This is a genomic window from Streptomyces griseiscabiei (assembly GCF_020010925.1).
Taxonomy (GTDB): Bacteria; Actinomycetota; Actinomycetes; order Streptomycetales; family Streptomycetaceae; genus Streptomyces; species Streptomyces griseiscabiei.
In genome coordinates this window covers 755,424-778,248 of sequence record NZ_JAGJBZ010000002.1, presented here as the reverse complement: position 1 = coordinate 778,248, position 22,825 = coordinate 755,424, and the positions used below count along the sequence as shown (strand labels likewise).

At 70.8% G+C, this 22,825-nt stretch carries 23 protein-coding genes; 2 read left to right on the top strand and 21 right to left on the bottom strand.

From position 1 onward, the window contains the following. The first annotated feature begins 63 nt into the window (after positions 1-63). Positions 64-804, top strand: coding sequence for an LAETG motif-containing sortase-dependent surface protein (locus tag J8M51_RS20990; protein ID WP_086763746.1), 741 nt, complete (start codon positions 64-66; stop codon positions 802-804). 85 nt (positions 805-889) lie between these two features. Here the strand turns inward: J8M51_RS20990 and J8M51_RS20985 are convergent, their stop codons facing one another. The 10 genes from J8M51_RS20985 to rpsB form a co-directional block, all read right to left on the bottom strand. Then, positions 890-1,705 (bottom strand): maleylpyruvate isomerase family mycothiol-dependent enzyme, encoded by an 816-nt coding sequence (locus J8M51_RS20985; RefSeq protein WP_256966302.1) that lies wholly within the window; start codon positions 1,703-1,705, stop codon positions 890-892. A gap of 11 nt (positions 1,706-1,716) precedes the next feature. After that, positions 1,717-2,754 carry an ABC transporter ATP-binding protein gene (locus tag J8M51_RS20980; RefSeq protein WP_086763748.1) on the bottom strand — a complete coding sequence of 346 codons (1,038 nt, stop codon included), beginning with the start codon at positions 2,752-2,754 and terminating at the stop codon, positions 1,717-1,719. After that, positions 2,754-4,514, bottom strand: coding sequence for an ABC transporter permease (locus J8M51_RS20975; RefSeq protein ID WP_398856566.1), 1,761 nt, complete (start codon positions 4,512-4,514; stop codon positions 2,754-2,756). Before J8M51_RS20975 ends, J8M51_RS20980 begins: the two co-directional genes overlap by 1 nt. Further along, positions 4,490-5,590, bottom strand: a complete 1,101-nt coding sequence (locus J8M51_RS20970; protein ID WP_086763752.1) for a thiamine ABC transporter substrate-binding protein — start codon at positions 5,588-5,590, stop codon at positions 4,490-4,492. Before J8M51_RS20970 ends, J8M51_RS20975 begins: the two co-directional genes overlap by 25 nt. A 253-nt stretch (positions 5,591-5,843) precedes the next feature. Then, positions 5,844-6,950, bottom strand: a complete 1,107-nt coding sequence (gene rlmN, locus J8M51_RS20965) for a 23S rRNA (adenine(2503)-C(2))-methyltransferase RlmN (RefSeq protein WP_086763754.1) — start codon at positions 6,948-6,950, stop codon at positions 5,844-5,846. A gap of 110 nt (positions 6,951-7,060) precedes the next feature. Next, positions 7,061-8,179, bottom strand: a complete 1,119-nt coding sequence (locus J8M51_RS20960; RefSeq protein WP_086763756.1) for a phosphatidate cytidylyltransferase — start codon at positions 8,177-8,179, stop codon at positions 7,061-7,063. Continuing rightward, complete coding sequence (frr, locus tag J8M51_RS20955) at positions 8,179-8,736, bottom strand: ribosome recycling factor (protein WP_045561444.1); 558 nt, start codon at positions 8,734-8,736, stop codon at positions 8,179-8,181. The genes J8M51_RS20960 and frr overlap by 1 nt, the downstream gene beginning before the upstream one ends. A gap of 155 nt (positions 8,737-8,891) precedes the next feature. Further along, a complete protein-coding gene (gene pyrH, locus J8M51_RS20950; protein ID WP_086763758.1) occupies positions 8,892-9,653 on the bottom strand; it encodes a UMP kinase in 762 nt (253 codons plus the stop codon). A gap of 195 nt (positions 9,654-9,848) precedes the next feature. Beyond that, complete coding sequence (gene tsf, locus J8M51_RS20945; protein ID WP_086763760.1) at positions 9,849-10,685, bottom strand: translation elongation factor Ts; 837 nt, start codon at positions 10,683-10,685, stop codon at positions 9,849-9,851. Between the two features lie 160 nt (positions 10,686-10,845). Beyond that, positions 10,846-11,760 carry a 30S ribosomal protein S2 gene (gene rpsB / locus J8M51_RS20940; protein ID WP_086763762.1) on the bottom strand — a complete coding sequence of 305 codons (915 nt, stop codon included), beginning with the start codon at positions 11,758-11,760 and terminating at the stop codon, positions 10,846-10,848. Between the two features lie 272 nt (positions 11,761-12,032). Between rpsB and J8M51_RS20935 the strand changes: the two genes are divergently transcribed. Continuing rightward, positions 12,033-12,710 (top strand): M23 family metallopeptidase, encoded by a 678-nt coding sequence (locus J8M51_RS20935; protein ID WP_267299374.1) that lies wholly within the window; start codon positions 12,033-12,035, stop codon positions 12,708-12,710. Positions 12,711-13,117: 407 nt separating this feature from the next. Here J8M51_RS20935 and J8M51_RS20930 read toward each other — a convergent pair whose 3' ends face one another. The 11 genes from J8M51_RS20930 to lepB (J8M51_RS20880) all read right to left on the bottom strand — a co-directional run bounded on the left by J8M51_RS20930 (position 13,118) and on the right by lepB (J8M51_RS20880) (position 22,808). Further along, complete coding sequence (locus tag J8M51_RS20930; RefSeq protein ID WP_086754954.1) at positions 13,118-13,684, bottom strand: TetR/AcrR family transcriptional regulator; 567 nt, start codon at positions 13,682-13,684, stop codon at positions 13,118-13,120. Positions 13,685-13,907: 223 nt separating this feature from the next. Next, a complete protein-coding gene (whiG, locus tag J8M51_RS20925; protein ID WP_086754953.1) occupies positions 13,908-14,744 on the bottom strand; it encodes an RNA polymerase sigma factor WhiG in 837 nt (278 codons plus the stop codon). 272 nt (positions 14,745-15,016) lie between these two features. Then, positions 15,017-16,177 carry a DNA-processing protein DprA gene (gene dprA / locus J8M51_RS20920; protein WP_267299373.1) on the bottom strand — a complete coding sequence of 387 codons (1,161 nt, stop codon included), beginning with the start codon at positions 16,175-16,177 and terminating at the stop codon, positions 15,017-15,019. Positions 16,178-16,211: 34 nt separating this feature from the next. Next, positions 16,212-17,834, bottom strand: coding sequence for a YifB family Mg chelatase-like AAA ATPase (locus tag J8M51_RS20915; RefSeq protein WP_086755819.1), 1,623 nt, complete (start codon positions 17,832-17,834; stop codon positions 16,212-16,214). Then, positions 17,834-18,199, bottom strand: a complete 366-nt coding sequence (locus J8M51_RS20910; protein WP_086755818.1) for a YraN family protein — start codon at positions 18,197-18,199, stop codon at positions 17,834-17,836. Before J8M51_RS20910 ends, J8M51_RS20915 begins: the two co-directional genes overlap by 1 nt. A gap of 129 nt (positions 18,200-18,328) precedes the next feature. Beyond that, positions 18,329-18,637, bottom strand: coding sequence for a DUF2469 domain-containing protein (locus J8M51_RS20905; protein ID WP_005311352.1), 309 nt, complete (start codon positions 18,635-18,637; stop codon positions 18,329-18,331). 56 nt (positions 18,638-18,693) lie between these two features. Beyond that, complete coding sequence (locus J8M51_RS20900) at positions 18,694-19,179, bottom strand: NUDIX hydrolase (protein ID WP_086755820.1); 486 nt, start codon at positions 19,177-19,179, stop codon at positions 18,694-18,696. A gap of 79 nt (positions 19,180-19,258) precedes the next feature. After that, positions 19,259-20,002 carry a signal peptidase I gene (gene lepB / locus J8M51_RS20895; RefSeq protein WP_216587792.1) on the bottom strand — a complete coding sequence of 248 codons (744 nt, stop codon included), beginning with the start codon at positions 20,000-20,002 and terminating at the stop codon, positions 19,259-19,261. Between the two features lie 80 nt (positions 20,003-20,082). Further along, positions 20,083-21,003, bottom strand: coding sequence for a signal peptidase I (lepB, locus tag J8M51_RS20890; protein ID WP_398856561.1), 921 nt, complete (start codon positions 21,001-21,003; stop codon positions 20,083-20,085). Beyond that, on the bottom strand, positions 20,948-22,087 hold the full coding sequence (gene lepB / locus J8M51_RS20885; protein ID WP_179202981.1) for a signal peptidase I: 1,140 nt from the start codon (positions 22,085-22,087) through the stop codon (positions 20,948-20,950). Before lepB (J8M51_RS20885) ends, lepB (J8M51_RS20890) begins: the two co-directional genes overlap by 56 nt. Continuing rightward, positions 22,080-22,808, bottom strand: coding sequence for a signal peptidase I (gene lepB, locus J8M51_RS20880; RefSeq protein WP_086754519.1), 729 nt, complete (start codon positions 22,806-22,808; stop codon positions 22,080-22,082). The genes lepB (J8M51_RS20885) and lepB (J8M51_RS20880) overlap by 8 nt, the downstream gene beginning before the upstream one ends. Positions 22,809-22,825 lie beyond the last annotated feature (17 nt).

Here is a 22,825-nt window from a genome sequence, read left to right as displayed (position 1 = left end):
GGCCGTCCCTCCGGCGGCCCTCCGTCACCCCCACTCCCCCTGTGCTTCCCGTGAAGGGCAAAAGTGTCCATAATCCCCCGTACCGCGCGGACTTCGCGTTATGTCGGTGTTGCCGTCGCATCCGCCGCACTCGTGTTCGGCGCCGCGGGCAACGCCATGGCCTGCAGCATCAAGGACTTCTCCGCCGTCGCCGAGTGCGACGGCGGCAAGGGCGTCATCCGGGTGACCGACGTGGACCCCGAGGGCGTCAAGGCCGAGATCACCGTCTATCTGGAGAACAACGGGGCAGACCTGCGCCAGGTCGGCAGCAGGACCATCGAGAACTCCACCGCCGACGGTGTCACCGTCACCTTCGAGGAGGACTGGGAGCCGGAGGCCGAGTACCGGATCCACGTCACGGCGGCGGACTATGTCGACGAGGACATCGCCCCCAACCTGATCGCCCCCGCGGAGGCCTGCGCCGAGGACGCGGTGACCCCGCCGTCCGACGCGAAGGACCCGGAGAAGCCCGCGGACGACAAGGGCAAGGACGAAGGCAAGGGCACGGGCAACGGCAAGGGCGAGGACGAGGACGAGCCGTCCGAGACCAAGAACTCCCCCGCGCCGTCCGCGTCCGAGGGCAGCACCACCCCCGTGGGCTCCAACGGCGACAACGCCCCGTCCCCCGAGGGTGACTCCAACCTCGCCGAGACCGGTGGCGACTCCAACACCGGCACGATCGCCGGCGCCGCGCTGGCGCTGGTGGCCCTCGGCGCCGGTGCCGTGTACTACAGCATGCGGCGGCGTGGGGCCTCCACACGCTGATCACCGCCGGTCAGGGCCGTGGCCCGTACCCCTTCACCACGGGGTACGGGCCACTCGCCCGTCCGCCCCGGCTCCCCCGTCACCGTCAGCCGAACGTCGCCCGCCGCAGCCAGAAGTCCAGCAGCCCCCGGTCGCCCAGCACCTCCAACTCGCCACCGTCCGGCGGCAGCCGCCGGTAGAACGCGAGGAGCACCTCGGTCAGGGGTCCGCGCAGCGCGACGGTCGCCTTCTCATGGCCGCGCCGCCAGCACACGACGTCCTCGGTCAGCTCGACCAGCCACTCGGCATCGACCTCGGCGGACGTGTCCGTGGCGTGGAGATGGATGCTGCGTCCGGGACCGCGCAGTTCGGCCGCCTCGTCGTGCGGCATGGTCCGCTGCACGAACGCGACGATCTCCAGCCATTCGTCGATGGCGTCGGCGGCGATCTCCGGTGCCACCTCGACCGGCCGCCCTACGGTGAGCGCGGCGTCGGCGCCGTGGATCACCTGCTCATGGGCCATCCGGCGGGCCCAGAACCCGGCGCTGTGCTCCCAGCCCCAGGACCACACGGGCGCCTCGGGCCCGGCTTCGCGCAGCGTGGCCACGGTCATCTCGCCGGTCTCCGCGAGCCACGCGTCCAGTGCGGCAGGGTCGCCCTGCCGCTCCGGACCCTCGTACAGCGGGACGTCGGCCTCGGTCACCTCGTCCTTCGCCCGGGTCCGTACGTTCAGCTCGACCCAGCGCATGGCACCGCCGGTGTGCCGCAGCAGTTGCTCCAGCGACCAGTCGGGGCAGGTCGGCACGGTCGCCGACAGATCGGCGCCGGAGGTCACGATGTCCCTCAACCTCCGTACCTGGAGCTCGATCTCGGCGCAGTAGCGCTCATGCCGGACCTGGGGTTCTCGCGCAAGCATGGCCATGGTGCGGCACCCTATGCGGCCGGACCCCCTCCCAGCACGACGATTTCCGCCGCGTCGAAGCCCACGCCGACCTGCTCCCCGGGCTCCGGCGCGTCCCGCAGCGCGCACGCCGCCTCCAGTCGCGGAGCGCCCTCCGGCTGGAGGTGCACGGCGACATGGGTGCCCCGGAAGGTGCGCGCGGCCACGGTGCAGCGCAGCCCGTCGGCCGCCCCCACCAGGCGTACCCCGGCGGGCCGCACCAGCAGCGCGCACGCCCCCTGCGGTGAGCCCTCCGGCACCGGCACCTTGCCCCACGCCGTGTCCGCGACCGCCCCGGTCACCGTCGCCTCGACCACATTGTCGAAGCCGAGGAAGCGGGCCACGAACTCGTCCACCGGCCGCTGCCACACCTCGAGAGGCGTACCGGACTGGGCGATCCGCCCGTCCCGCATCACCACGACCCGGTCGGCCAGCGCGAACGCCTCGCCCTGGTCGTGCGTGACCGCCAACACGGTCGTCCCCAACTCCCCGAACACCTCACGGAGTTCGACGACCAGCCGCTCCCGCAGCGACCGGTCCAGCTGCCCCAGGGGCTCGTCGAGCATCAGCAGCCGGGGACGCGGGGCGAGCGCACGCGCCAGCGCGACCCGCTGCTGCTCACCACCGGACAGCTCCCCGACGCGCCGGCCCGCGGCCCCGGGCAGTCCGACCAGCTCCAGCAACTCCGCCACCCGTACGGCCCGTTCGTCCTTCGCCGCGCCATGCATCCGGGGCCCGAAGGCGACGTTCCCGGCCACGTCCCGCTGCGGGAAGAGCTGGTGGTCCTGGAACATCAGGCCGACACCACGCTTGTGCGCGGGCACGTCCCGCTGGTCGCGTCCGTCGAGCAGCACGCGCCCCCCGTCCAGCGGCTGTAGCCCCGCGACCACCCGCAGCAGCGTCGACTTGCCGCTCCCGCTCGGCCCCAGCACGCACACGATCTCGTGCTCGGCGACCTCCAGCCCGACCGCGTCGAGCACGGGCCGCCCGTCGAACCGTACGGTCGCGTTGTCGAGCCTGAGCAGCGCCATCAGAACTCCCCCATACGGTCGGTGCGGTCGCCGCGACGGCCGGGTTCCGTACGGAGACGTTCCAGCACCAGCAGGGCCACCGCGCACACCACCATCAGAATCGTCGAAAGGGCCATCGCCTGGCCGTAGTTGATTTCTCCGGGCCGCCCGAGCAGCCGGGCCACGGCGACCGGGAGCGTCGGGTTGTCGGCGCGCGCGATGAACACGGTCGCCCCGAACTCCCCGAGGGACACGGCGAAGGCGAACCCGGCCGCGATCAGCAGGGCCCGCCGCACCAGCGGCAGATCGACCTCGCGCCACACCCGCCACGGCGACGCCCCGAGCACGGCCGCCGCCTCCCGCAGCCGATCGTCCACCGCGCGCAGCACGGGCAGCATGGTCCGTACGACGAAGGGGACGCCGACCAGGGCCTGGGCGAGGGGCACCAGGATCCAGGACGACCGCAGATCGAGGGGCGGTTCGTCCAGCGCGATCAGGAACCCGAAGCCGACGGTCACCGCGGACACCCCGAGCGGCAGCATCAGCAGCGCGTCGAAGCCCCGGACCAGCCGTCCGGCCCGCCGGGTGAGCGCGGCGGCGGCCAGCCCGCCGACCAGCAGGGCGATCGCGGTCGCGACCGCCGCGTACCGGAGCGAGTTCCCGACCGCCTCGATCGGCGCCACCAGGAAGATCCCGCTGTCCTCACCGGTCAGCGCCTTGTAGTAGCCGAACGCCGACCCGGACGACGTGTCGAACGACCGTTCCACCAGCACGCCCAGCGGCAGCAGGATCAGCACCACGACGGTGGCCAGGACCCCGCCCAGCAGTGCCCACTGGCCCGCCCCGCGGGGCCGCCGGGCGGTGAGCGACGCGTCCACCAGCCGCAGCGCGGTCTCCCGTCGCCGTACGGTCCAGGCGTGCACGGCGAGGATGAGCCCGACGGCCGCGAACTGCACGAGCGTCAGCACGGCGGCGGCGCCCAGGTCGAAGATCTCCGAGGTCTGCCGGTAGATCTCCACCTCGAGTGTGGAGAAGGTGGGACCGCCGAGGATCTGCACCACCCCGAAGGAGGTGAAGGTGAAGAGGAAGACCATCAGCGCGGCGGCGGCCACGGCGGGCGCGAGCGCGGGCAGCGTCACCCTCCGCCAGGCCGCGAAGGGCGACGCCCCGAGCATCCGCGCGGCCTCCTCCTGCCGCGGGTCGAGCTGCGACCACAGCCCGCCGACGGTCCGTACGACCACCGCGTAGTTGAAGAACACATGCGCGAGCAGGATCGCCCACACGGTCGTGTCCAGCCGTACGCCCCACAGCTCGTCGAAGAGCCCGCCGCGCCCGACCAGCGCCAGGAACGCCGTGCCGACGACCACGGTCGGCAGCACGAACGGCACGGTCACGACCGCCCGGAGCATGTTCTTGCCCCTGAAATCGAAGCGCGCGAACACATAGGCGCCGGGGAGCGCGATCAGCAGCGTGAGCACCGTCGAGACGAGCGCCTGCCAGGTGGTGAACCACAGCACGTGCCGGATCCCGGAGTCCCCCAGCACCTCCCCGATCCGCCCGAACCGCCAACCGCCGTCCACCTTCAGCCCACGGACGACGATCGCGGCGACGGGGTAGGCGAAGAACAGCCCGAAGAAGGCGACGGGCACCGCCATCAGCCCGAGCCGCGCCACGTTCCCCGACCGGCCGGACGCACCGTCCGACCGGCGGGGACGGGGCGCACGCGGCGCGGGCCCGGTCTCCCCCGGGGCCTTGGCTACTTCAGTACGAGCGAGGTCCACGACTTGACCCACTGGTCACGGTTGTCGGCGATCTTCGCGGGCGCCATGGTCTCGGGGTCCTTCGCCGCGGGCCCGTACTCGGTGAACTCGGCGGGCACGGCAGCCCCCTCGACCACCGGGTACACGAACATGTTGAGCGGCATGTCCTCCTGGAACCGCTTCGAGATCAGGAAGTCGATCAGCGCCTTGCCGCCCTCGGCGTTCTTCGCGTTGCTCAGCAGCCCCGCGAACTCGATCTGCCGGAAGCAGGTGCCCTCCGCGACCCCGGTCGGCGCGGTCTTCGGACGCGGGTCCGCGAAGACGACCTCGGCGGGCGGCGAGGACGCGTACGACACGACGAGCGGCCGGTCGCCACCGGCCTTCTTGCCGTCGGTCGACCCGGAGAACTCCTGGTAGTAGGCCTGCTCCCACCCGTCGACGACCTTCACACCATTGGCCTTGAGCTTCTCCCAGTACCCTTCCCACCCCTCGTCGCCGTACTTCGCGGCCGTACCGAGGACGAACCCGAGCCCCGGCGAGGAGGTGGAGGCGTTCTCGGTGACGAGGAGATCCTTGTACGCGGGCTTGACGAGATCATCGAACGACCGCGGCGGCTCGATGCCCTTCTCCTCGAAGTACGCCTTGTCGTAGTTGACGCAGATGTCACCGGAGTCGATGGGCGTGACCCGGTGCTCGTCCTTGTCCAGCTGGTACTGCGCGCCGACCTTGTCGAGCCCCTTCGCCTCGTACGGCTGGAAGAGGCCGTTGTCGAGCGCCCGGGACAGCAGCGTGTTGTCGACGCCGAAGAAGACGTCGCCCTGCGGGTTGTCCTTGGTCAGGATCGCCTGGTTGACGGCCTGCCCCGCGTCCCCGCTCTTGAGGACCTTGACCTTGTAGCCGGACTCCTTCTCGAACGCCTTCAGCACGTCCTTGGAGTAGGCGAAGGAGCCGTGGCTGACGAGGGTGACGGTCTTGGAGCCACCGGCCGACCCGCTGTCGTCGGAGGCCGACGAGCCACACGCCGACAGCGTGACGAGCCCGAGGCCGACGGCGAGAACCGTCGCTCTTCTGGTGATGGTGTTGCCCACTGGATTCATTCCTCCTGGAGGTGACCAGGAAGAGACGCGGCCCTGCCCGGGACCGTCGGACGTCGGACCGTCCGAAGGCTCCCGGGCAGGGCGCAACAGCTCGAGTGAAGACCGAACTTCCTACCCAGAATGACCTGGGCGAGGTTCAGAGGGTCTGCGGCCTGGTTGCCGCACTCTCAGCGCTGTGGCGCTCCCCTGTCGGAATATGAATATGTACGTACGGGTGCTACGGGTCTCAGACTACCTCTCGGTCTGTCTGTCGCTATCTCTCGGTCGCCGCGAGCTGACCGCACGCCCCGTCGATCTCCTGCCCCCGGGTGTCCCGGACCGTCACCGGCACCCCGTGCGCGGCGATGGCCTCGACGAACGCCTTCTCGTCCTCGGGCCGGGAGGCGGTCCACTTCGACCCCGGAGTCGGGTTCAGCGGGATCAGGTTCACATGCACGGGCTTGCCCCTGAGCAGCCGGCCCAGCCGGTCACCGCGCCACGCCTGGTCGTTGATGTCCCGGATCAGCGCGTACTCGATGGACAGCCGCCGCCCGGACTTCGCCGCGTACTCCCACCCGGCGTCGAGGACCTCCCGCACCTTCCAGCGCGTGTTGACGGGCACGAGGGTGTCGCGCAGCTCGTCGTCCGGCGCGTGCAGGGAGATCGCGAGCCGGCACTTGAAGCCCTCGTCGGAGAACCGGTGGATGGCGGGCACCAGCCCGACCGTGGACACGGTGATCCCGCGCTGCGACAGCCCCAGCCCGTCCGGCTCGGGGTCGGTCAGCCGCCTGATCGCCCCGACGACGCGGTTGTAGTTGGCGAGCGGCTCGCCCATCCCCATGAAGACGATGTTGGACAGCCGCGCGGGGCCCCCGGGAATCTCCCCGTCCCGGAGCGCCCGCATCCCGTCGACGATCTGGTGGACGATCTCGGCGGTGGACAGATTCCGGTCCAGCCCGGCCTGCCCGGTCGCACAGAACGGGCAGTTCATCCCGCACCCGGCCTGCGAACTGATGCACATGGTCACCCGGTCCGGGTACCGCATCAGCACCGACTCGACGAGCGTCCCGTCGAACAGCCGCCACAGCGTCTTCCGCGTGGTCTCCTGGTCGGTCGACAGATGCCGTACGACGGTCATCAGCTCCGGAAGCAGCGCCTCCTGAAGCTTCGTACGCGCACCCGCGGGGATGTCGGTCCACTGCTCCGGGTCGTGCGCGTACCGCGCGAAGTAGTGCTGCGACAGCTGCTTGGCACGAAAGGGCTTCTCCCCGATCGCGGCAACAGCCTCCTTCCGCTCCACAGGCGAAAGATCAGCAAGATGCCGCGGCGGCTTCTTGGCTCCGCGGGGGGCGACGAATGTGAGTTCTCCGGGCTTAGGCATAGCCGTACCAGTGTCGCAGATCGTTTGAGGTGTACCTGCGGCCATGGCAGGGGCCCCCGCCCCGGCGAACCAGGACGAGGGCCCTCAGGCACGAGCGACGGCTCCGACCGTCAGCCGGAGCCCACGAACAGCACCAGCAGGAGCCAAACCACCGGAGCGGTCGGCAGGAGGGAGTCCAGGCGGTCCATGATGCCGCCGTGGCCCGGCAGGAGCGTGCCCATGTCCTTGATGCCGAGGTCCCGCTTGATCATGGACTCGCCGAGGTCGCCCAGCGTGGCGCTGGCCGCGACGGCGAGACCGAGCAGCAGACCCTGCCACCAGGCACCGTCGTCGATGACGAACTCCATGAGCAGCGCGCCCGCCACCATGGCGAAGGCGATCGCGCCGAGCAGCCCCTCGCGGGTCTTGCCGGGGCTGATGCGCGGCGCGAGCTTGTGCGTGCCGAACCGCCAGCCCACCGCGTACGCGCCCGTGTCGCTGACCACGGTCAGCAGCAGGAACACCATGACCCGCTGCGCCCCGTCGTCGGCGGTCAGCATGAGCGCGACGAACGTGGCCAGGAACGGCACGTAGAAGGCCGCGAAGACCCCCGCCGTGACGTCCTTGAGGTAGTTCTCCGGCGGTTCCGTCATCCGCCAGACCAGGACGGCGAGCGCGGTGAGCGCCATGGCCACCCAGGCGCCCTCGGGTCCGCGGACGTACCCGGCGACGACCATGGCGGCCCCGCCGACCGCGAGCGGTACGAGGGGCGCCTTGATGCCCTTGCGTTCCTGCAGACGTGAGGTGAGCTCCCACAGCCCCACCACCACGGCCACCGCTATCACGCCGACGAAGGCCGCCTTGACGATGAACAGCGACGCGATGATGACCGCGCCGAGCGCGAGGCCCACCCCTATGGCGGAGCCCAGGTCACGGCCCGCGCTCTTCTTCTGCGGGGCGGGCTGCGGGGCGTCGGGCATGGGCTCCGGCTTCTGCGGCGCCTCCCCGTAGGGGTGCGCCGACGGCGTCTCGTCGCGGAACAGGGGACCGGCCTGCCGAGCGGCCCCCCGGTCGTCGTCCTGGTTCCCGCCATGCGCGGGTACGTCGGGCACGATGGGCATGGGGCGAGTCTGCTGGGCCTCAGGCGCATCGTACGTGGGACCCGCCGGGGCATGCCCCTGGACAGGTCCCCGGTCGGTCGGCGCCCAGTACCCGGCTTGTGACGGCGCCCCCCAGGAAGAGTCGTTCATCAGACCTCGAGGAGCTCCGCTTCCTTGTGCTTGAGCAGCTCGTCCACCTGTGCGACGTACTTCGCGGTGGTGTCGTCGAGCTCCTTCTCCGCACGGCGGCCCTCGTCCTCGCCGACCTCGCCGTCCTTGACGAGCTTGTCGATCGCGTCCTTGGCCTTGCGACGGACCGAGCGGATGGACACCTTGGAGTCCTCCGCCTTGCTCTTGGCGACCTTGATGTAGTCGCGGCGACGCTCCTCGGTCAGCTCGGGGAACACCACTCGGATGATGTTGCCGTCGTTGCTCGGGTTGACGCCGAGGTCCGAGTCACGGATCGCCTGCTCGATGTTGCGCAGGGCGGTCTTGTCGAACGGGGTCACCACGGCCATGCGCGGCTCCGGCACCGAGAACGAGGCCAGCTGGTTGATCGGCGTCAGCGCGCCGTAGTAGTCGGCCACGATCTTGTTGAACATCGCCGGGTGCGCACGACCGGTGCGGATCGCGGCGAAGTCGTCCTTGGCGACCACGACGGCCTTCTCCATCTTCTCCTCGGCCTCGAGGAGGGTCTCTTCGATCACCACTTGCTCCTGCGTGTCTTGAGTGGGCCCGGCAGCTGTACTTGGTCTGGTCGGCGGCCGGCTGCGTCGCGTCTTGTTCCTGCACGGTTCCCGACCGGTAGGACATTGTCCATCCCTCGGTCAGGCTCCGTCCCCCGGGCAGGGGAAGGACCCGGTCAGGCCCGGCTTCCCTGATCACCCACGAGAGTGCCGATCTTCTCACCCTTGACGGCCCGCGCGATATTGCCCTCCTTGAGAAGCTCGAACACGAGGATCGGGAGCTTGTTGTCACGGCAGAGCGTGATCGCGGTGGCGTCGGCGACCTTCAGTTCGCGGGTGATGACCTCGCCGTAGCCGAGGGAGTCGAAACGGACCGCGTCCGGGTTGGTCTTGGGGTCGGAGTCGTAGACCCCGTCCACGCCGTTCTTGCCCATCAGCAGCGCCTCGGCGTCGATCTCCAGGGCGCGCTGGGCGGCGGTGGTGTCGGTGGAGAAGTACGGCATGCCCATACCGGCGCCGAAGATGACCACTCGGCCCTTCTCCAGGTGGCGCACGGCGCGCAGCGGGATGTACGGCTCGGCGACCTGGCCCATGGTGATGGCGGTCTGGACGCGGCTGTCGATGCCCTCCTTCTCCAGGAAGTCCTGGAGGGCGAGGCAGTTCATGACCGTGCCGAGCATGCCCATGTAGTCGGAGCGGGCCCGGTCCATGCCGCGCTGCTGGAGTTCGGCGCCGCGGAAGAAGTTGCCGCCGCCGATGACGACCGCGATCTGGGCGCCGTCGCGTACGACGGCCGCGATCTCCCGGGCGATGGCGTGCACCACGTCGGGGTCGACGCCGAGGCCACCGCCCCCGGAGAACGCCTCTCCGGACAGCTTCAGCATGAACCGGCCGCGTTCCGCTTTGCTCGCGTCGCTCTTCTCGGGCTTGGTGGTCATGAAGATTTCGCCTCTTTACGTGTCGCACATACGAAGAAGGCCACTGCCGGTGGGGTGGTGTTCGCATCCCATGCGCGGCAATGGCCTCCTCGTCAGATCTGCTGTCGTCCGTCGCGCGTCACGCGCGCGCGTGGCGGCGTACGCGAACGACTGCACCCGACCCTATCGGGGCCGGGCGCCCGTCGCGTAACGGACTCAGATGCCGACCTTGATGCGCGTGAAGCGCTTCAGGGTGACACCGGCCTCGTCCAGGACCTTCTGGACGGACTTCTTGTTGTCCAGCGCGTACGGCTGGCCGAGCAGCGTGGCGTCCTTGAAGAAGCCGTTGAGGCGACCCTCGACGATCTTCGGCAGGGCGGCCTCGGGCTTGCCCTCGGCGCGGGTGGTCTCCTCGGCGACGCGGCGCTCGGACTCGACGACCTCGGCCGGCACGTCCTCCTTGGCCAGGTACTTCGGCGCGAAGGCGGCGATGTGCTGGGCGATGCCCTTGGCCACGTCGGCGTCGGCCTTGTCCAGCTCGACCAGGACACCGATCTGCGGGGGCAGGTCGGGCATGGTGCGGTGCATGTAGGAGAAGACGAAGCCGTCCGCGTACTGCGCGAAGCGGTCGAGGACGATCTTCTCGCCGAGGTTGGCGTTGGCCTCGTCGACGTACGCCTGGACGGTCTTGCCGGCCTCGATCTCGGAGGCGAGCAGGGCCTCCAGGTCGGCCGGGGAGGTCTTGGCGACGTGCTCGGCGATCGCGTTGGCCGCGGCCTGGAACTTCTCGCCCTTGGCGACGAAGTCCGTCTCGCACTTCAGCTCGACCAGGACACCGGAGGTGTTGTCGTCGGCGATGAGGGAGACCACGGCGCCGTTCTCGGCGGAGCGGCCCTCGCGCTTGGCGACGCCCTTCTGGCCCTTGATGCGCAGGGCCTCGACGGCCTTGTCCACGCTGCCGTCGGCCTCGTCCAGGGCCTTCTTGCAGTCCATCATGCCGGCGCCGGTGAGCTCACGGAGCTTCTTGACGTCCGCGGCGGTGTAGTTCGCCATGATCTGTGAATCTCTTCTCGGAGTTCGAAGTCTCGAAGTCGGCGTCCGCCGCCGCTCGTAGGGCGGGCGCCCGCCGAAAGATCTACGGGCTGTGGGTGAACGGCGGGTGGCGCGCTCGGCGCCACCCGCCGTCATGTCGACAGCCCTACGACCGTGAAGGTCAGGCCTGCTCGGCGTCCGCGGCGGGGGCCTCAGCCGGAGCCTCGGCGGCGGGAGCCTCGGCAGCGGCCTCGGCCGGAGCCTCAGCGGGGGCCTCGGCGGCAGCCGGAGCCTCAGCGGCGGCCGGAGCCTCGTCCGCCTTCTTCTCGCCCTCGAGCAGGTCGCGCTCCCAGGCGGCCAGCGGCTCGCCGGCGGCCTTGTCGCCCTTGCCCTCGGTCGCGACACGCGAGCGGGAGATGAGGCCCTCGGCGACCGCGTCCGCGATCACACGGGTGAGCAGCGTGACGGAGCGGATCGCGTCGTCGTTGCCGGGGATCTTGTAGTCGACCTCGTCGGGGTCGCAGTTGGTGTCGAGGATGGCGACGACCGGGATGTTGAGCTTCCGGGCCTCGCCGACCGCGATGTGCTCCTTCTTGGTGTCCACGATCCAGACGGCGCTGGGCACCTTCTGCATCTCGCGGATACCGCCGAGGGTCTTCTCCAGCTTGGCCTTCTCGCGCGAGAGCACGAGAAGCTCCTTCTTGGTCAGACCCGACGCGGCGACGTCCTCGAAGTCGATCTGCTCGAGCTCCTTGAGGCGCTGCAGACGCTTGTAGACGGTCGAGAAGTTGGTGAGCATGCCGCCCAGCCAGCGCTGGTTGACGTAGGGCATGCCGACGCGGGTCGCCTGCTCGGCGATCGCCTCCTGCGCCTGCTTCTTCGTGCCGACGAACATGACCGTGCCGCCGTGGGCGACGGTCTCCTTGACGAACTCGTAGGCGCGGTCGATGTACGACAGCGACTGGAGCAGGTCGATGATGTAGATGCCGTTGCGCTCCGTGAAGATGAAGCGCTTCATCTTCGGGTTCCAACGACGGGTCTGGTGACCGAAGTGGACGCCGCTTTCCAGCAGCTCCCGCATCGTGACGACGGCCATGGCCGTTCTCCTTGAATTTCTCGGTTGTGCCGCGAGAACCGGACGGCTCCCGCGCCTGACGCCCGCGATGCGCCGTTGCCACTAAGGACCGAGGGGCGCTGATACAGGCCTGGAAAGGCCTCGTACCGGGGCGTGCGAAGTCGACCCGGTGACCCGGATCGCCACCAGAAGTGTACGGGACCCGGGAGGCCCCGGGTGACGCCGATATCCACAACCGACGAGTACTCCACAGTTCCCGGCCATGACCGCGCCACGTGCGGGACGCTTCGCCCATGTCCCACGAGATGCCTCACAAGACGACTCACCGGCCGCCCCGGGCGACGCCTCTCCGGCCGACGACCGCACGCCGACGTGCCGCCGCGTGGCTGTCCCTGCTCCCGTGCCTGACGACGGCCCTCCTGGTCACGGCCTGGGCACCGGCACCGCGCGCGGCACCGGGCCCACGCGCAGCGCCGGGACCACCGGGCCCCGACGAGCGCGTCCCGGCCCTGGCCCGCACCTGGCCGGTGGGCCTCCGCCCCCTGGTCGCCCGCCTCTGGGAACCCCCGCCGACCCCCTACGCCCGGGGGCACCGGGGCGTCGACCTGTCCGCCCCGGCCGGCTCCCCGGTCCGCGCGGTGGCCCCGGGCCACGTCTCCTTCGCGGGCCGCGTGGCAGGCCGGGGAGTCGTCACGATCACCTTCTCCGACACGGGCGATCCACCCCTGCGCACGACCTACGAACCGGTCCGGACATCCGTGGAGAAGGGCGACGAGGTGACCGCGGGCACCGTCCTCGGCACTCTGGAAGCAGCCCCCTCCCACTGCCCGACGGCCTGCCTCCACTGGGGCCTGCGCAGAGGCGACACCTACCTCGACCCCCTGACCCTGCTACCGCCTCGACTCCTCCATCGGGGCCCGTCCCGCCTGCTACCGGTCCCGCAAGAACCAGACGGTCACGCCCTGCCCTGACCATCGGCCCAGCCACACCGAGGAGGCCCCACCCACGCAACCGCCGACCTGCGAGCAGCGACGCCACGACGCAGCACTGGCCCGCTCGCTCGACTGACACGCAGCCTCGCCATGGTGCAGCCCCGGCCCGCCCGCTCAACCTGCGGTGGCCGCAGCCCGGAACAGCATCCGCCAGCTCACCCAACCTGCGGGTAGCCGAGCCCCGATACACCTCACCCGTCCGCTCAACCTGCGGGCAATCGTGCCGGCGGCACGGGTGGGCGCGGGCGGCACCCGGCAAGCGCCGGTGAGCGAAACCCCGCCCCGAGTCGAGCCCCGGACGGAGGGCGCCCGGCCACGCGAAGGCTCGGCCCCATCCCCAGGACGCCCGGTCACAAAGGCTCGGCCCAGCCGAAAGGCCCCGCCCCTCAGCCCCGCACACCCCGCACACCCCGCAGAGCCATGGTCACAGCCGCCTCCGTGATCGCGGAGGGATCCTCGGCGGCCCCCAGCTCGATACGCCGCGCAGCCGCGTCCACGACCCCCTGCAGCAGCATCGCGCCCAACCGTGGCTCCGCCTGCCCGAGCCCCGCGAGCGCCTCCACGATCATCGCGACGAGCCCACCGTGCGCGGCCCGGATCTTCTCCCGCGCGCCGGCGTCCAGCTCACTCGCCGAGATCGCCACCACGGCCCGATGCCGCCGGTCCCCGACCAGCTCCAACTGCTTGCGTACATACGCCTCGACCTTGCCCTCGGGCCGGTCGGCCGAGGCCATCGCCGCCTCGACCTCCGCCGCCCAGACGGGGAAGTCGACCTCGCACAGCTCCTCGACCACGGCGGCCCGCGACCGGAAGTACTCGTACACGGACGACCGCGCCAGCCCCGTCCGCTCCGCGAGCGCGGGGAACGTCAACGCCTCCGTCCCGCCCTCGGACAGCAGGGACCGAGCCGCGTCCAGCAGGGCGGCTCGCTGCATCGACCGGTGCTCGGCCACGGAGGCCGCTCGAATCCTTGGCACGCCATCCACTTTACGGACGGACCGCCACCCACGGGAGTGCCTTCCCCCGACGGAACGCCCGGCGAGCCACCACCCAGCCAACACCCAGCCGCGACCGAACCCTCGACCGCCCCTGGCCGGAGCCACACCGAATCCGCATCGACGCCGCGCCGAGCCCTACCCGAAGCCCTGTCGTCACCCAGCCCCAGGCCGACCCGTATCAACGGCCGAAGCTCGCCAGCTTCGCCCTCAGCTGCAGCACCGACTTCGTATGGATCTGGCTCACCCGGCTCTCGGTGACCCCCAGCACGTTCCCGATCTCCGCGAGCGTGAGCCCCTCGTAGTAGTAGAGCGTGACGACGGTCTTCTCCCGCTCGGGCAGTGTGTTGATGGCCCGCGCCAGGTAGCGGCGCAGCTCCCGGTCCTCGGCGATCTCGACCGGGTTGTCCGCGGCGGTGTCCTCCAGCGTGTCCATCAGGCTCAGCCGGTCGCCGCCCTCGCCCCCGACATGCAGCAGCTCCTCCAGCGCCACCACATTGGCCAGCGACAACTGGCTGAAGACCGCGTGGAGTTCGTCGACCGCGATCCCCATCTCGGTGGCCACCTCACCCTCGCTCGGGGTGCGTCTGAGCCGTGACTCCAGCGTGGCGTAGGCCCGCTCCACATTGCGCGCCTTCTGCCGCACCGACCGGGGGATCCAGTCCAGCGCGCGCAGCTCGTCGATCATCGCGCCCCGGATCCGGGTGATCGCGTACGTCTCGAACTTGATCTCCCGGTCGATGTCGAACTTCTCGATCGCGTCGATGAGCCCGAAGACCCCGGAGGAGACGAAGTCGGCCTGCTCGACATTGGCCGGCAGGCCGACGCTCACCCGTCCCGCGACGTACTTCACCAGCGGTGAGTAGTGCAGGATCAACTGCTCGCGCAGGCGTTCGTCGCCCGTCGTCTTGTACGTCCGCCACAGCTCGTCGAGTGTCGAGGGGGCGGGCGGGCGCACGGTGCCGCGAGCGGCGGCGGGTACCGCCGCCCGGTCAGACCCGGAGGTGTGCTGGGGCATTCGTCGCCTTGTGCCGTTCTGCCGTGAACTGGGGGTGCCTGGGTGAGCTGTCGGTCTGATGTCGAGTTGCCTGTCCTGAGGGGGAATCCTCGTGAGCGTAGCGTGACTGAGGAGTCGCAGTGCGCGAAGGGCGGGGGATCGCCGGTGCGCAGATACGTTCCGCTGGACGCCCCACGGGGTCGTGGCGATCGCGCTGTGTGACCTGGCCGGGACGCCAACTGCCGGAAACCGCACGGCTGTCGGCGTTCCCCCGGACGGCCGAACACGCTCGGTCAACCCGGCCTCCGATCCGGCGAGACGGAGATCATCGCCTGGCGTGTCAACTTCCAGCTGTCGCCGTGTCGTTCGACGTATCCAAGTGCGCGGAGTTCGTACAGTCTCCCGACCGCCTCGTCCACCGCGGTGCCCGCGCCACGGGCGATCTCGTGGGCGTCCGCGGCGCCCCGCCCCGGCAGCGCGGCGAGCACCTGCCGCGCACCGGGTTCCAACAGGTCACGGGGGAGCACGGGCCCCCTCCGGTCCGGCGCCAGCTCGCCCATGTCACCCACCAGCTCGACGACTTCGGCGGCGTCGGAGACGAGCACGGCGTCGCCCCGCAGCAGTTCGTGCACCCCGGACGAGAGGGCCGAGGTCGCCGGCCCCGGCACCCCCATGGCGAATCTGCCCAGGCGCTGCGCCGCCCGTGCCGTGACCAGCGCGCCGCTGCGGTAGGCCGCCTCCACGACCACGGTGCCCCGGGTGAGCGCGGCGATCACTCGGTTCCGCAGGATGAACCGGCTCGGCGTCGGATGCTCCCCCGGCGGCAACTCCCCCACCACCAGCCCCTGTTCGGCGATCCTGCCGATCAACTGCGTGTGCCCCCGGGGATACGGCCGGTCCACCCCGCAGGCCAGCACGGCGACGGTCGCCCCGCCGGCCCCGAGCGCGCCCCGGTGCACGGCGCCGTCCACCCCGTACGCGCCGCCGGACACCACCACCCACCCCCGTTCGGCGAGCCCCGCCCCCAGCGAGGCCGCCATGTGGGCCCCGTACTCCGTGCAGGCCCGCGCTCCCACCACGGCCACGGACCGCAGCGCCCACATCCGGACATTCGCCGTCCCCCGCACCCACAGACCCACCGGCCGCCCGTCCCCGAGATCATCGAGCTGCCCGGGCCACTCGCCGTCCCCGGGCACGAGAAAACGGACCCCGGCCTCTCGCGCCCGGCGCAGGTCGCCCTCGGGATCGGCGCGGTCGGCGCGGGCGCACAGTCCCGCCCACCGCTTCTCCGAGGCCCCCGGAAGCGGTCGCCCGCCCCCGGAGAGCCTCCGCACCACGTCCCGGGCGCCGAGCTCCCGAAGCCATCGCCCGGCGAGTTCGTCTCCGGGCTCGACGACACGGGCCAGGAAGGCTCGGTCGAGCCGCTCGTCCTCCGATCCTCCGCCGCAGGTCACGGGCCACCTGCCGACGGATCGCAGGCCGTGGCCCTCATGTGAGCGCCCCGATCGCCATCGGCACCCCTCGGGGAACTCCGGTGCGCAGTTGCAGAGCCAGGTTGACGTCGGTCGCGTCCGGGCGGTCGTGGCCGACGAGGTCGGCCACGGTCCAGGCGACCCGCAGGACCCGGTCCAGGCCGCGCGCGGTGAGCACGCCCCGCTCCAGACAGCGCTCGGCCTCGTCCATCGCGCCCGGGGCGGCGTGCCAGCGGCTGCGCAGTTCCCGTCCCGGCAGCTCGCTGTTCGTGCGCCATGGTGTGCCGAGCAGCCGTGCGGCCGCCCGGTCCCTGGCCGCGCGCACCCGGTCGGCCACCGTCGCGGTGGACTCGCCCCGGGCGCCGGGCTGTGTAAGTTCGGAGCGGGTGACCCGGTCGACCTCGACCCGCAGGTCCACCCGGTCCAGCAGGGGCCCGGAGAGCCGGGCCTGATAGCGGCGGATCACCGCGGGCGGGCATTCACAGAAGTCGTCCGTCCGCGAGAAGCGCCCGCAGGGACAGGGATTCGCGGCGAGCACCATCAGGAATTTCGCCGGGAACCGCACCACTCCGGCGCTGCGCGCGATCACGACGTGCCCCGCCTCCAGCGGCTGCCGCAGCGCGTCCAGGGCCTGGCCGCTGAACTCGGGGGTCTCGTCGAGGAAGAGCACCCCGCGGTGGGCGAGGGAGACCGCGCCGGGCCGGGCGATGCCCTGACCACCGCCGACCAGGGCCTGCATCGTGGCCGAGTGGTGCGGGGCGCAGTAGGGCGCCACGTCGACCAGCGGTTTCCCCACCGGCAACAGACCGGCGATCGAGTGGACCGCCGTGACCTCCAGCGACTCCTCCCTGGCCAGCTTCGGCAGGATGGCGGGCAGCCGCTCGGCGAGCATCGTCTTGCCCGCGCCCGGCGGCCCCTCCAGGAAGAGATGGTGCCCGCCGGCCGCAGCGACCTCCACCGCGGTCCGGGCGGCGAGCTGTCCGACGACATCGGCCAGGTCGTGGCCCAGGTCCTGCTGCGCGGCGCCCGTGGTGTGCATCCCGGTCGCCGCGCCCGTGCCCGGCAGCCGCAGGCCCGCCAGGAGCGGGTCCGGGCGGCCCTCGTCGGGTTCCTCGTCCGGCACGGGCTCGTCCGCGAGCACGGCGATCAGCTGCCGCAGGGTGCGCACGCCCAGTACCGAGACGCCGGGCACCAGTGCGGCCTCCGCGGCGGCGCACTCCGGTACCACCACCTGTTCGTATCCGGCCTCGGCGGCGGCCAGCACGGCGGGCAGGATGCCCCGGACCGGACGGACCCGCCCGTCGAGTCCCAGCTCCCCGATCATCACGATGTCGGAGAGCACTCGTGGATCGATCCGCTCGGAGGCCCCCAGGATCGCGCACGCGATCGCGAGGTCGAACCCGCTGCCGGCCTTCGGCACCGAGGCGGGGCTGAGCCCCACCGTCAGCTTCTTCTGCGGCCACTCGGCGCCCGAGTTGACCACCGCCGCCCTGACCCGGTCCTTGCTCTCCGTCAGGCTCTTGTCCGGGAGCCCCACCAGGGTGAAGGCCGCGACGCCCGGTTCCAGGTCGGCCTGGACCTCCACGACGACGCCCTCGACACCGACGAGGGCCACGGAGCACGTACGGGCGAACCCCATCAGGCCGCCCCCCGCACATGCTCCACGACGGGGGCGCCACGGTCGGGGAGGACGACACCGACGACGTCGATGCGGACGCCGCCCGGTGGGCTCCCTCCGTGTTCCTGGAGCCAGCGTTCGGCGAGGCCGCGCAGGCGTTCCGCCTTCGTGGGCGTAATGGCCGCCATCGGATGCTCGAAGGGCCCGGCCCTGCGGGTCTTCACCTCGCAGACGACCAGCGCGTCCCCGTCACGGGCCACGATGTCGATCTCACCGGACCGGCCACCGCGCCAGTTCCGCTCCAGGACCGTCATCCCGGCGTCGGTCAGCCGCCGCGCGGCCAGTTCCTCGCCGTACTTCCCGAGTGCGCCTCGTGCCTTGTTCATGTCGGCACCACCTCCGGCGCCAACATTGGGGGCGGCTCGGCCGACTATTGGATCTTGGTGGACAAGCAGCCGATTGTGGACAACTTCGTCACCCGCACGAAGGACGGCCCACCGCCCCCGGAACCCGTCTCAGCTGCCCGGCAGCTCCAGATCGCTCTTGTTCAGCTCCTCGATGTTCACGTCCTTGAACGTGAGCACCCGCACCTGCTTCACGAACCGAGCCGGCCGGTACATGTCCCACACCCAGGCATCCGCCATCGACACCTCGAAGAACACCTCGCCCTGGACCGAGTGCACCTGCATCTCGTAGTCATTGGTGAGGTAGAAACGCCGCTCGGTCTCGATCACGTATTTGAACAGACCGACGACATCGCGGTACTCCCGGTAGAGCTTCAGCTCCATCTCGGTCTCGTACTTCTCGAGGTCCTCGGCGCTCATGGCATGTTCCCCTTCAGCCGTGCGATCCCACCATTGTGCGCCAGTCCCGCGAGCCTCTAGACAATTTCGGTGTCGAGGACCACGGGTCTGGCCGGGGGACCCTCGTCGAGCAGCGTGCGCAGCAGTTCGGCGAGTCTGGTCGGGTACACCGTCTCATGCGTGCGGGCCAGTTCCCCGCACGTCCACCAGCGTGCTCCGGCCACACTGCGTCGTTCCAGCTCCGTCAGACCCGCCGCGGCGGGCACCACCTGGTGCGTCTCGGGGGTGCGGGCGAGGTAGTACCACTCGTCCTGGTCCCAGCGGCGTCCGGCGAAGGGGAAGGAGCACATCCGCCGCCAGAGCACGGGGCCCAGCTCGACGTCCGTGATCCCGGTCTCCTCCGTGAGTTCCCGCAGGGCGGCCTCCTCACGGGTCTCCGCGCCCTCCACACCGCCGCCGGGCGTGAACCACCAGTCGTCGGCCGGATCGTCCGGCTCGTGCCCGTGCAGCAGCAGGACGCGCTCCGCCGGGTCCAGCAGGATCACCCGCGCCACCCGGCGCAGCCCGCCCTCGTACGTGTCCCCCTGCGCGGCCGCGTACGTACCCCCGGAGACGTCCCCGGCGGCGCCCCCGTGCGTGTCCTCAGCCGACACCGGCCGGCTCCGGCTGCGTCGTACGGCCGCGTCCCCCGAGGCGCTTGGCGACGGGTCCGTAGGCCGCGCCGCCCAGCACCAGCACCATGCCCACGACCAGGGCGGCGGTGATCAGCCGCAGCGGGCCGGGAGAGGAGAGCGCGCCGAGCTTCTCGAAGCCCGTGGGGCGGGCCAGCATGCCGTCCATGGGCCAGACGACGGCGTCCACGCGCGCGTCCACGTTGGCCCGGGGCACCGTGCCCCGGCCGGCCTCCGTGAGGTGCGCGGTGGAGTCCAGGGAGCCGCTGCGCTCGTCACCGAGGAGGAACAGCCGGCCCTTGGGGACGGTGATCTCGGGTATGCCGGTCAGCTCGGCGTCCTCACCGTGCAGATAGGCCTCGTCGATCTGCTTGCCGTTGACGGTCAGTTTGCCGTCGGTGCAGCAGGCGACCGTGTCCCCGCCGACCGCGACGACCCGCTTGACCATGGGCGAGTTGCCCCAGGTCTCCTCCCGGAAGACCACGACGTCACCGCGCTCGATCTCGGCGCCGTCGATCCGCTGGGCGAGTATGCGGTCCCCGGAGGTGATGGTGGGGGCCATGGAGTCGGTGGGCACGGTGTAGGGCGCGTAGACGATGGCACCCCAGACGAAGCCGCCCAGGAAGAGCACACAGCCGAGGGCCACGGCCAGTCCCGACAGCGTGCTGCCGAGCCGTCCGAGGCCCTCGTCCGTACGACGTGTCGTCCCGCTCATCCCAGTGCTCCCCCAGGTCGGAGAATCGACCGTCCCGGCCCCGTACGGGCCGCGGAAGATCGGCGATCTGGGACGGCACCCTACCCGGCGGTACGCGTGCCAGAAACCCTCGGGCTCGCGGTGGCCAGAAGGCGGCGCCGACGCCACAGCACCAGCGGCACCGCGCCGGCGAGGCCGAGCGCGCCGGGGGCGGCGGCGTTCAGGTTCTGGTCGAAGGTGTCGGGAACCGGCAGCGTGGACCAGCGGGTGGGCGGCCAGGCGACCACGATGGCGCGGCCCACGACCTGGTCGACGGGGACCATGCCCTTGTTGCTGTCGTTCTGGTGGTAGCGGGAGTCCAGCGAGTTCTGCCGGTGGTCACCCATGACCCAGATTTTGCCCTCGGGTACCTTCACCTTGAACTGGCCGCCGGTGTCGTCGACGGTGCAGGGGGTGTTGCCCGGGTACACGTACGGCTCGTTCAGCGCCTTGCCGTTGACCTTGAGCGGGCCCGTGCCGTTGCACTCGACGGTGTCGCCGGCGACGCCGATGACGCGCTTGATGAGGTCCTTCTCCTCGGCGGACGGCATCAGGCCGATCCAGCCGAGGACGCGCTGTACGGCGTTGGGCTCCAGGGTGGGTTCGCCGCGCAGCCAGCCGTCCGGGTCGTGGAAGACGACGACCTCGCCGCGCTCGGGCTCGGAGCCGAACCACGGGGTGAGCTTGTCGACCAGGACCCGGTCGCCCTCCTGCAGGGTGTTCTGCATCGAGTCGGACGGGATGGAGAACGCCTGGACCAGGAAGGTCTTGATGAGCAGCGCGAGCACCAGCGCGATACCGATCAGGATCGGCAGTTCCTTCCAGAAGGAACGCTGCTTCTTCCTGGGCCGCTCGTTCTGACCGTCGCCGTCGGCCGCGGCCGGGGTGGCGTCGCCGGTCTCCGCTCCGTTCGTTCCGTCCGGGGAGTCACTCCCGGAGTCGGCGGAACCCTCGGAATTCACGGTGCTCTCCACGTTCTCCATGTTCTCCGCGGCCGGGGAAGCCGCCTCGTCGGACCGCTCGGGACGTTCTTCGGAACCACCGTGCCCGGACCGTGCGCCGACCGCCAAATCCCCCACATCCACTCCTCACTCCGTACCGCCGCCCGCGCCACAGCCGGTGCAGGCCCACCACTCCCATAACGAGCGGGAGTTCCGCAGGGGTCGGGAGGGGGATCAATCCATTTCGATCCGCGGAGGCCACCCTATGCGAAGCGCCGAGGGCGGTGGCCGACCCGCTCGGCACGGCGGAGAACGTGTCCGGCTCCTCCAACTGCCCCCAGTGGCCCACCGGCCAGGCGATGACCACGGCCCGGCCGACGACGGCATCCTGCGGGACCGTACCGCCGAACTGAGCCGTTTTCGAATCGTCGGACTGGTGGGCGCGCGAGTCCGCGGAGTTCTCCCGGTGGTCGCCCATCACCCACAGACGGCCCTGGGGCACGGTCACCTGGAACTGCTGCGTCGAGGGCTGGTTGCCCGGGTGGATGTACGCCGTCTCGTCCAGCGGCATGCCGTTGACGGTGACGCGGCCCTGGGTGTCGCAGCACTTGACGGTGTCGCCGCCGACCGCGACGACCCGCTTGATCAGGTCCTGCTCGTCGTCGGACGGGAGGAGGCCGATGAACTGCAGGCCTTCCTTTATCTGTTTGATGACGATCGGGTCCTCGGCCGCCGCGGTCGTCTGCTCGTCCTCCAGCCAGCCGCCGGGGTCCTTGAAGACGACGACGTCCCCGCGGGTGGGTTCGGAACCGAACCAGGGGGTGAGCTTGTCGACCAGGACCCGGTCACCGATCTGGATCGTCTGCTCCATGGAGCCCGACGGGATCACGAACGCCTGGACGAGGAAGGTCTTCAGGACCAGGGCTATGAGGACGGCGACCCCGACGAGGAGCGGGATCTCCTTGACCGCGGAGCGACGTCTGCGCCGCTTGATCTTCCGGGCGAGCTTGCGCCGCTCGACCCGGCTCGGCCGGGCGGCACCGCCGGACCGCCGCGAACCGGTGGGCAGCAGGTTGGCTGCCGCGGTGGCGGGAGGGGCACCGCGGGGTTTGCCACGGTTACCCATGCGCACCGCCGGCGGCGGGCACACGCGCGTAGGCGTCCGGACGCTCCAGCCGCGTCCAGTGGTCGGCGGGCCAGGCGATCCAGTCGGCTCTGCCGATCACGGAGTCGACGGGGACCATGCCGCCGCCGGGCGATCCCAGATGGTCGCGGGAATCGCTGGAGTCACTGCGGTGGTCGCCGAGGAGGAACAGCCTGCCCTCGGGGACGACCACGTCGAAGGGTACGTTCGACGGGCTGTCGCCCGGGTACAGAAACGACGACTCGTCGACCCACCGGCCGTTCACCTCAAGCCTCCCCTCCTGGTCGCAGCAGACCACCCGGTCTCCCCCCACGCCGACAACGCGCTTGACGTAGTCGGCGTTCCCGAAGTAGCCGGTGCCGTCGAAGACGACGACGTCACCGCGCTGCGGCTCAGATCCGAAACGGTACGCCAACTTATTTACGAGAACGCGGTCCCCGATCCTCAATGAGTCGGCCATGGAGCTGCTGGGAATCTGGAACGGCTGCATCACGAAGTTGCTGAAGAGCGCCAGAAAAAGCAGGCAGATCAGCACGGTCAGGGTGTAATACCCGCCCGGTACCCATGCGGTGGTCCGGTCCACCCATGCGAAACGCGACCGCTCCCTGGGCCCTCCTGTGTCGGAGATCTCCTCGGAGACCTCGTCGCCGGAAGGGCGGGGGGAACGGTCGCGCTCCATGTGCTGCTGTGCTTCGGAGTCCATCGGGGCCAAATCGTATC

Excerpts from the sequence above, each read along its gene's own strand:
- J8M51_RS20905 (WP_005311352.1), bottom strand. The coding sequence starts at position 18,637 with ATGAGCGCCGAGGACCTCGAGAAGTACGAGACCGAGATGGAGCTGAAG.
- J8M51_RS20980 (WP_086763748.1), bottom strand. The coding sequence starts at position 2,754 with ATGGCGCTGCTCAGGCTCGACAACGCGACCGTACGGTTCGACGGGCGG.
- J8M51_RS20915 (WP_086755819.1), bottom strand. The coding sequence starts at position 17,834 with ATGGGGTTCGCCCGTACGTGCTCCGTGGCCCTCGTCGGTGTCGAGGGC.
- whiG (WP_086754953.1), bottom strand. The coding sequence starts at position 14,744 with ATGCCCCAGCACACCTCCGGGTCTGACCGGGCGGCGGTACCCGCCGCC.
- J8M51_RS20935 (WP_267299374.1), top strand. The coding sequence starts at position 12,033 with ATGTCCCACGAGATGCCTCACAAGACGACTCACCGGCCGCCCCGGGCG.
- J8M51_RS20910 (WP_086755818.1), bottom strand. The coding sequence starts at position 18,199 with ATGAACAAGGCACGAGGCGCACTCGGGAAGTACGGCGAGGAACTGGCC.
- rlmN (WP_086763754.1), bottom strand. The coding sequence starts at position 6,950 with ATGCCTAAGCCCGGAGAACTCACATTCGTCGCCCCCCGCGGAGCCAAG.
- lepB (WP_179202981.1), bottom strand. The coding sequence starts at position 22,087 with ATGGGTAACCGTGGCAAACCCCGCGGTGCCCCTCCCGCCACCGCGGCA.
- J8M51_RS20985 (WP_256966302.1), bottom strand. The coding sequence starts at position 1,705 with ATGGCCATGCTTGCGCGAGAACCCCAGGTCCGGCATGAGCGCTACTGC.
- J8M51_RS20960 (WP_086763756.1), bottom strand. The coding sequence starts at position 8,179 with ATGAACGACTCTTCCTGGGGGGCGCCGTCACAAGCCGGGTACTGGGCG.
- tsf (WP_086763760.1), bottom strand. The coding sequence starts at position 10,685 with ATGGCGAACTACACCGCCGCGGACGTCAAGAAGCTCCGTGAGCTCACC.
- J8M51_RS20970 (WP_086763752.1), bottom strand. The coding sequence starts at position 5,590 with ATGAATCCAGTGGGCAACACCATCACCAGAAGAGCGACGGTTCTCGCC.
- lepB (WP_398856561.1), bottom strand. The coding sequence starts at position 21,003 with ATGGAGAACGTGGAGAGCACCGTGAATTCCGAGGGTTCCGCCGACTCC.
- lepB (WP_216587792.1), bottom strand. The coding sequence starts at position 20,002 with ATGAGCGGGACGACACGTCGTACGGACGAGGGCCTCGGACGGCTCGGC.
- lepB (WP_086754519.1), bottom strand. The coding sequence starts at position 22,808 with ATGGACTCCGAAGCACAGCAGCACATGGAGCGCGACCGTTCCCCCCGC.
- pyrH (WP_086763758.1), bottom strand. The coding sequence starts at position 9,653 with ATGACCACCAAGCCCGAGAAGAGCGACGCGAGCAAAGCGGAACGCGGC.
- rpsB (WP_086763762.1), bottom strand. The coding sequence starts at position 11,760 with ATGGCCGTCGTCACGATGCGGGAGCTGCTGGAAAGCGGCGTCCACTTC.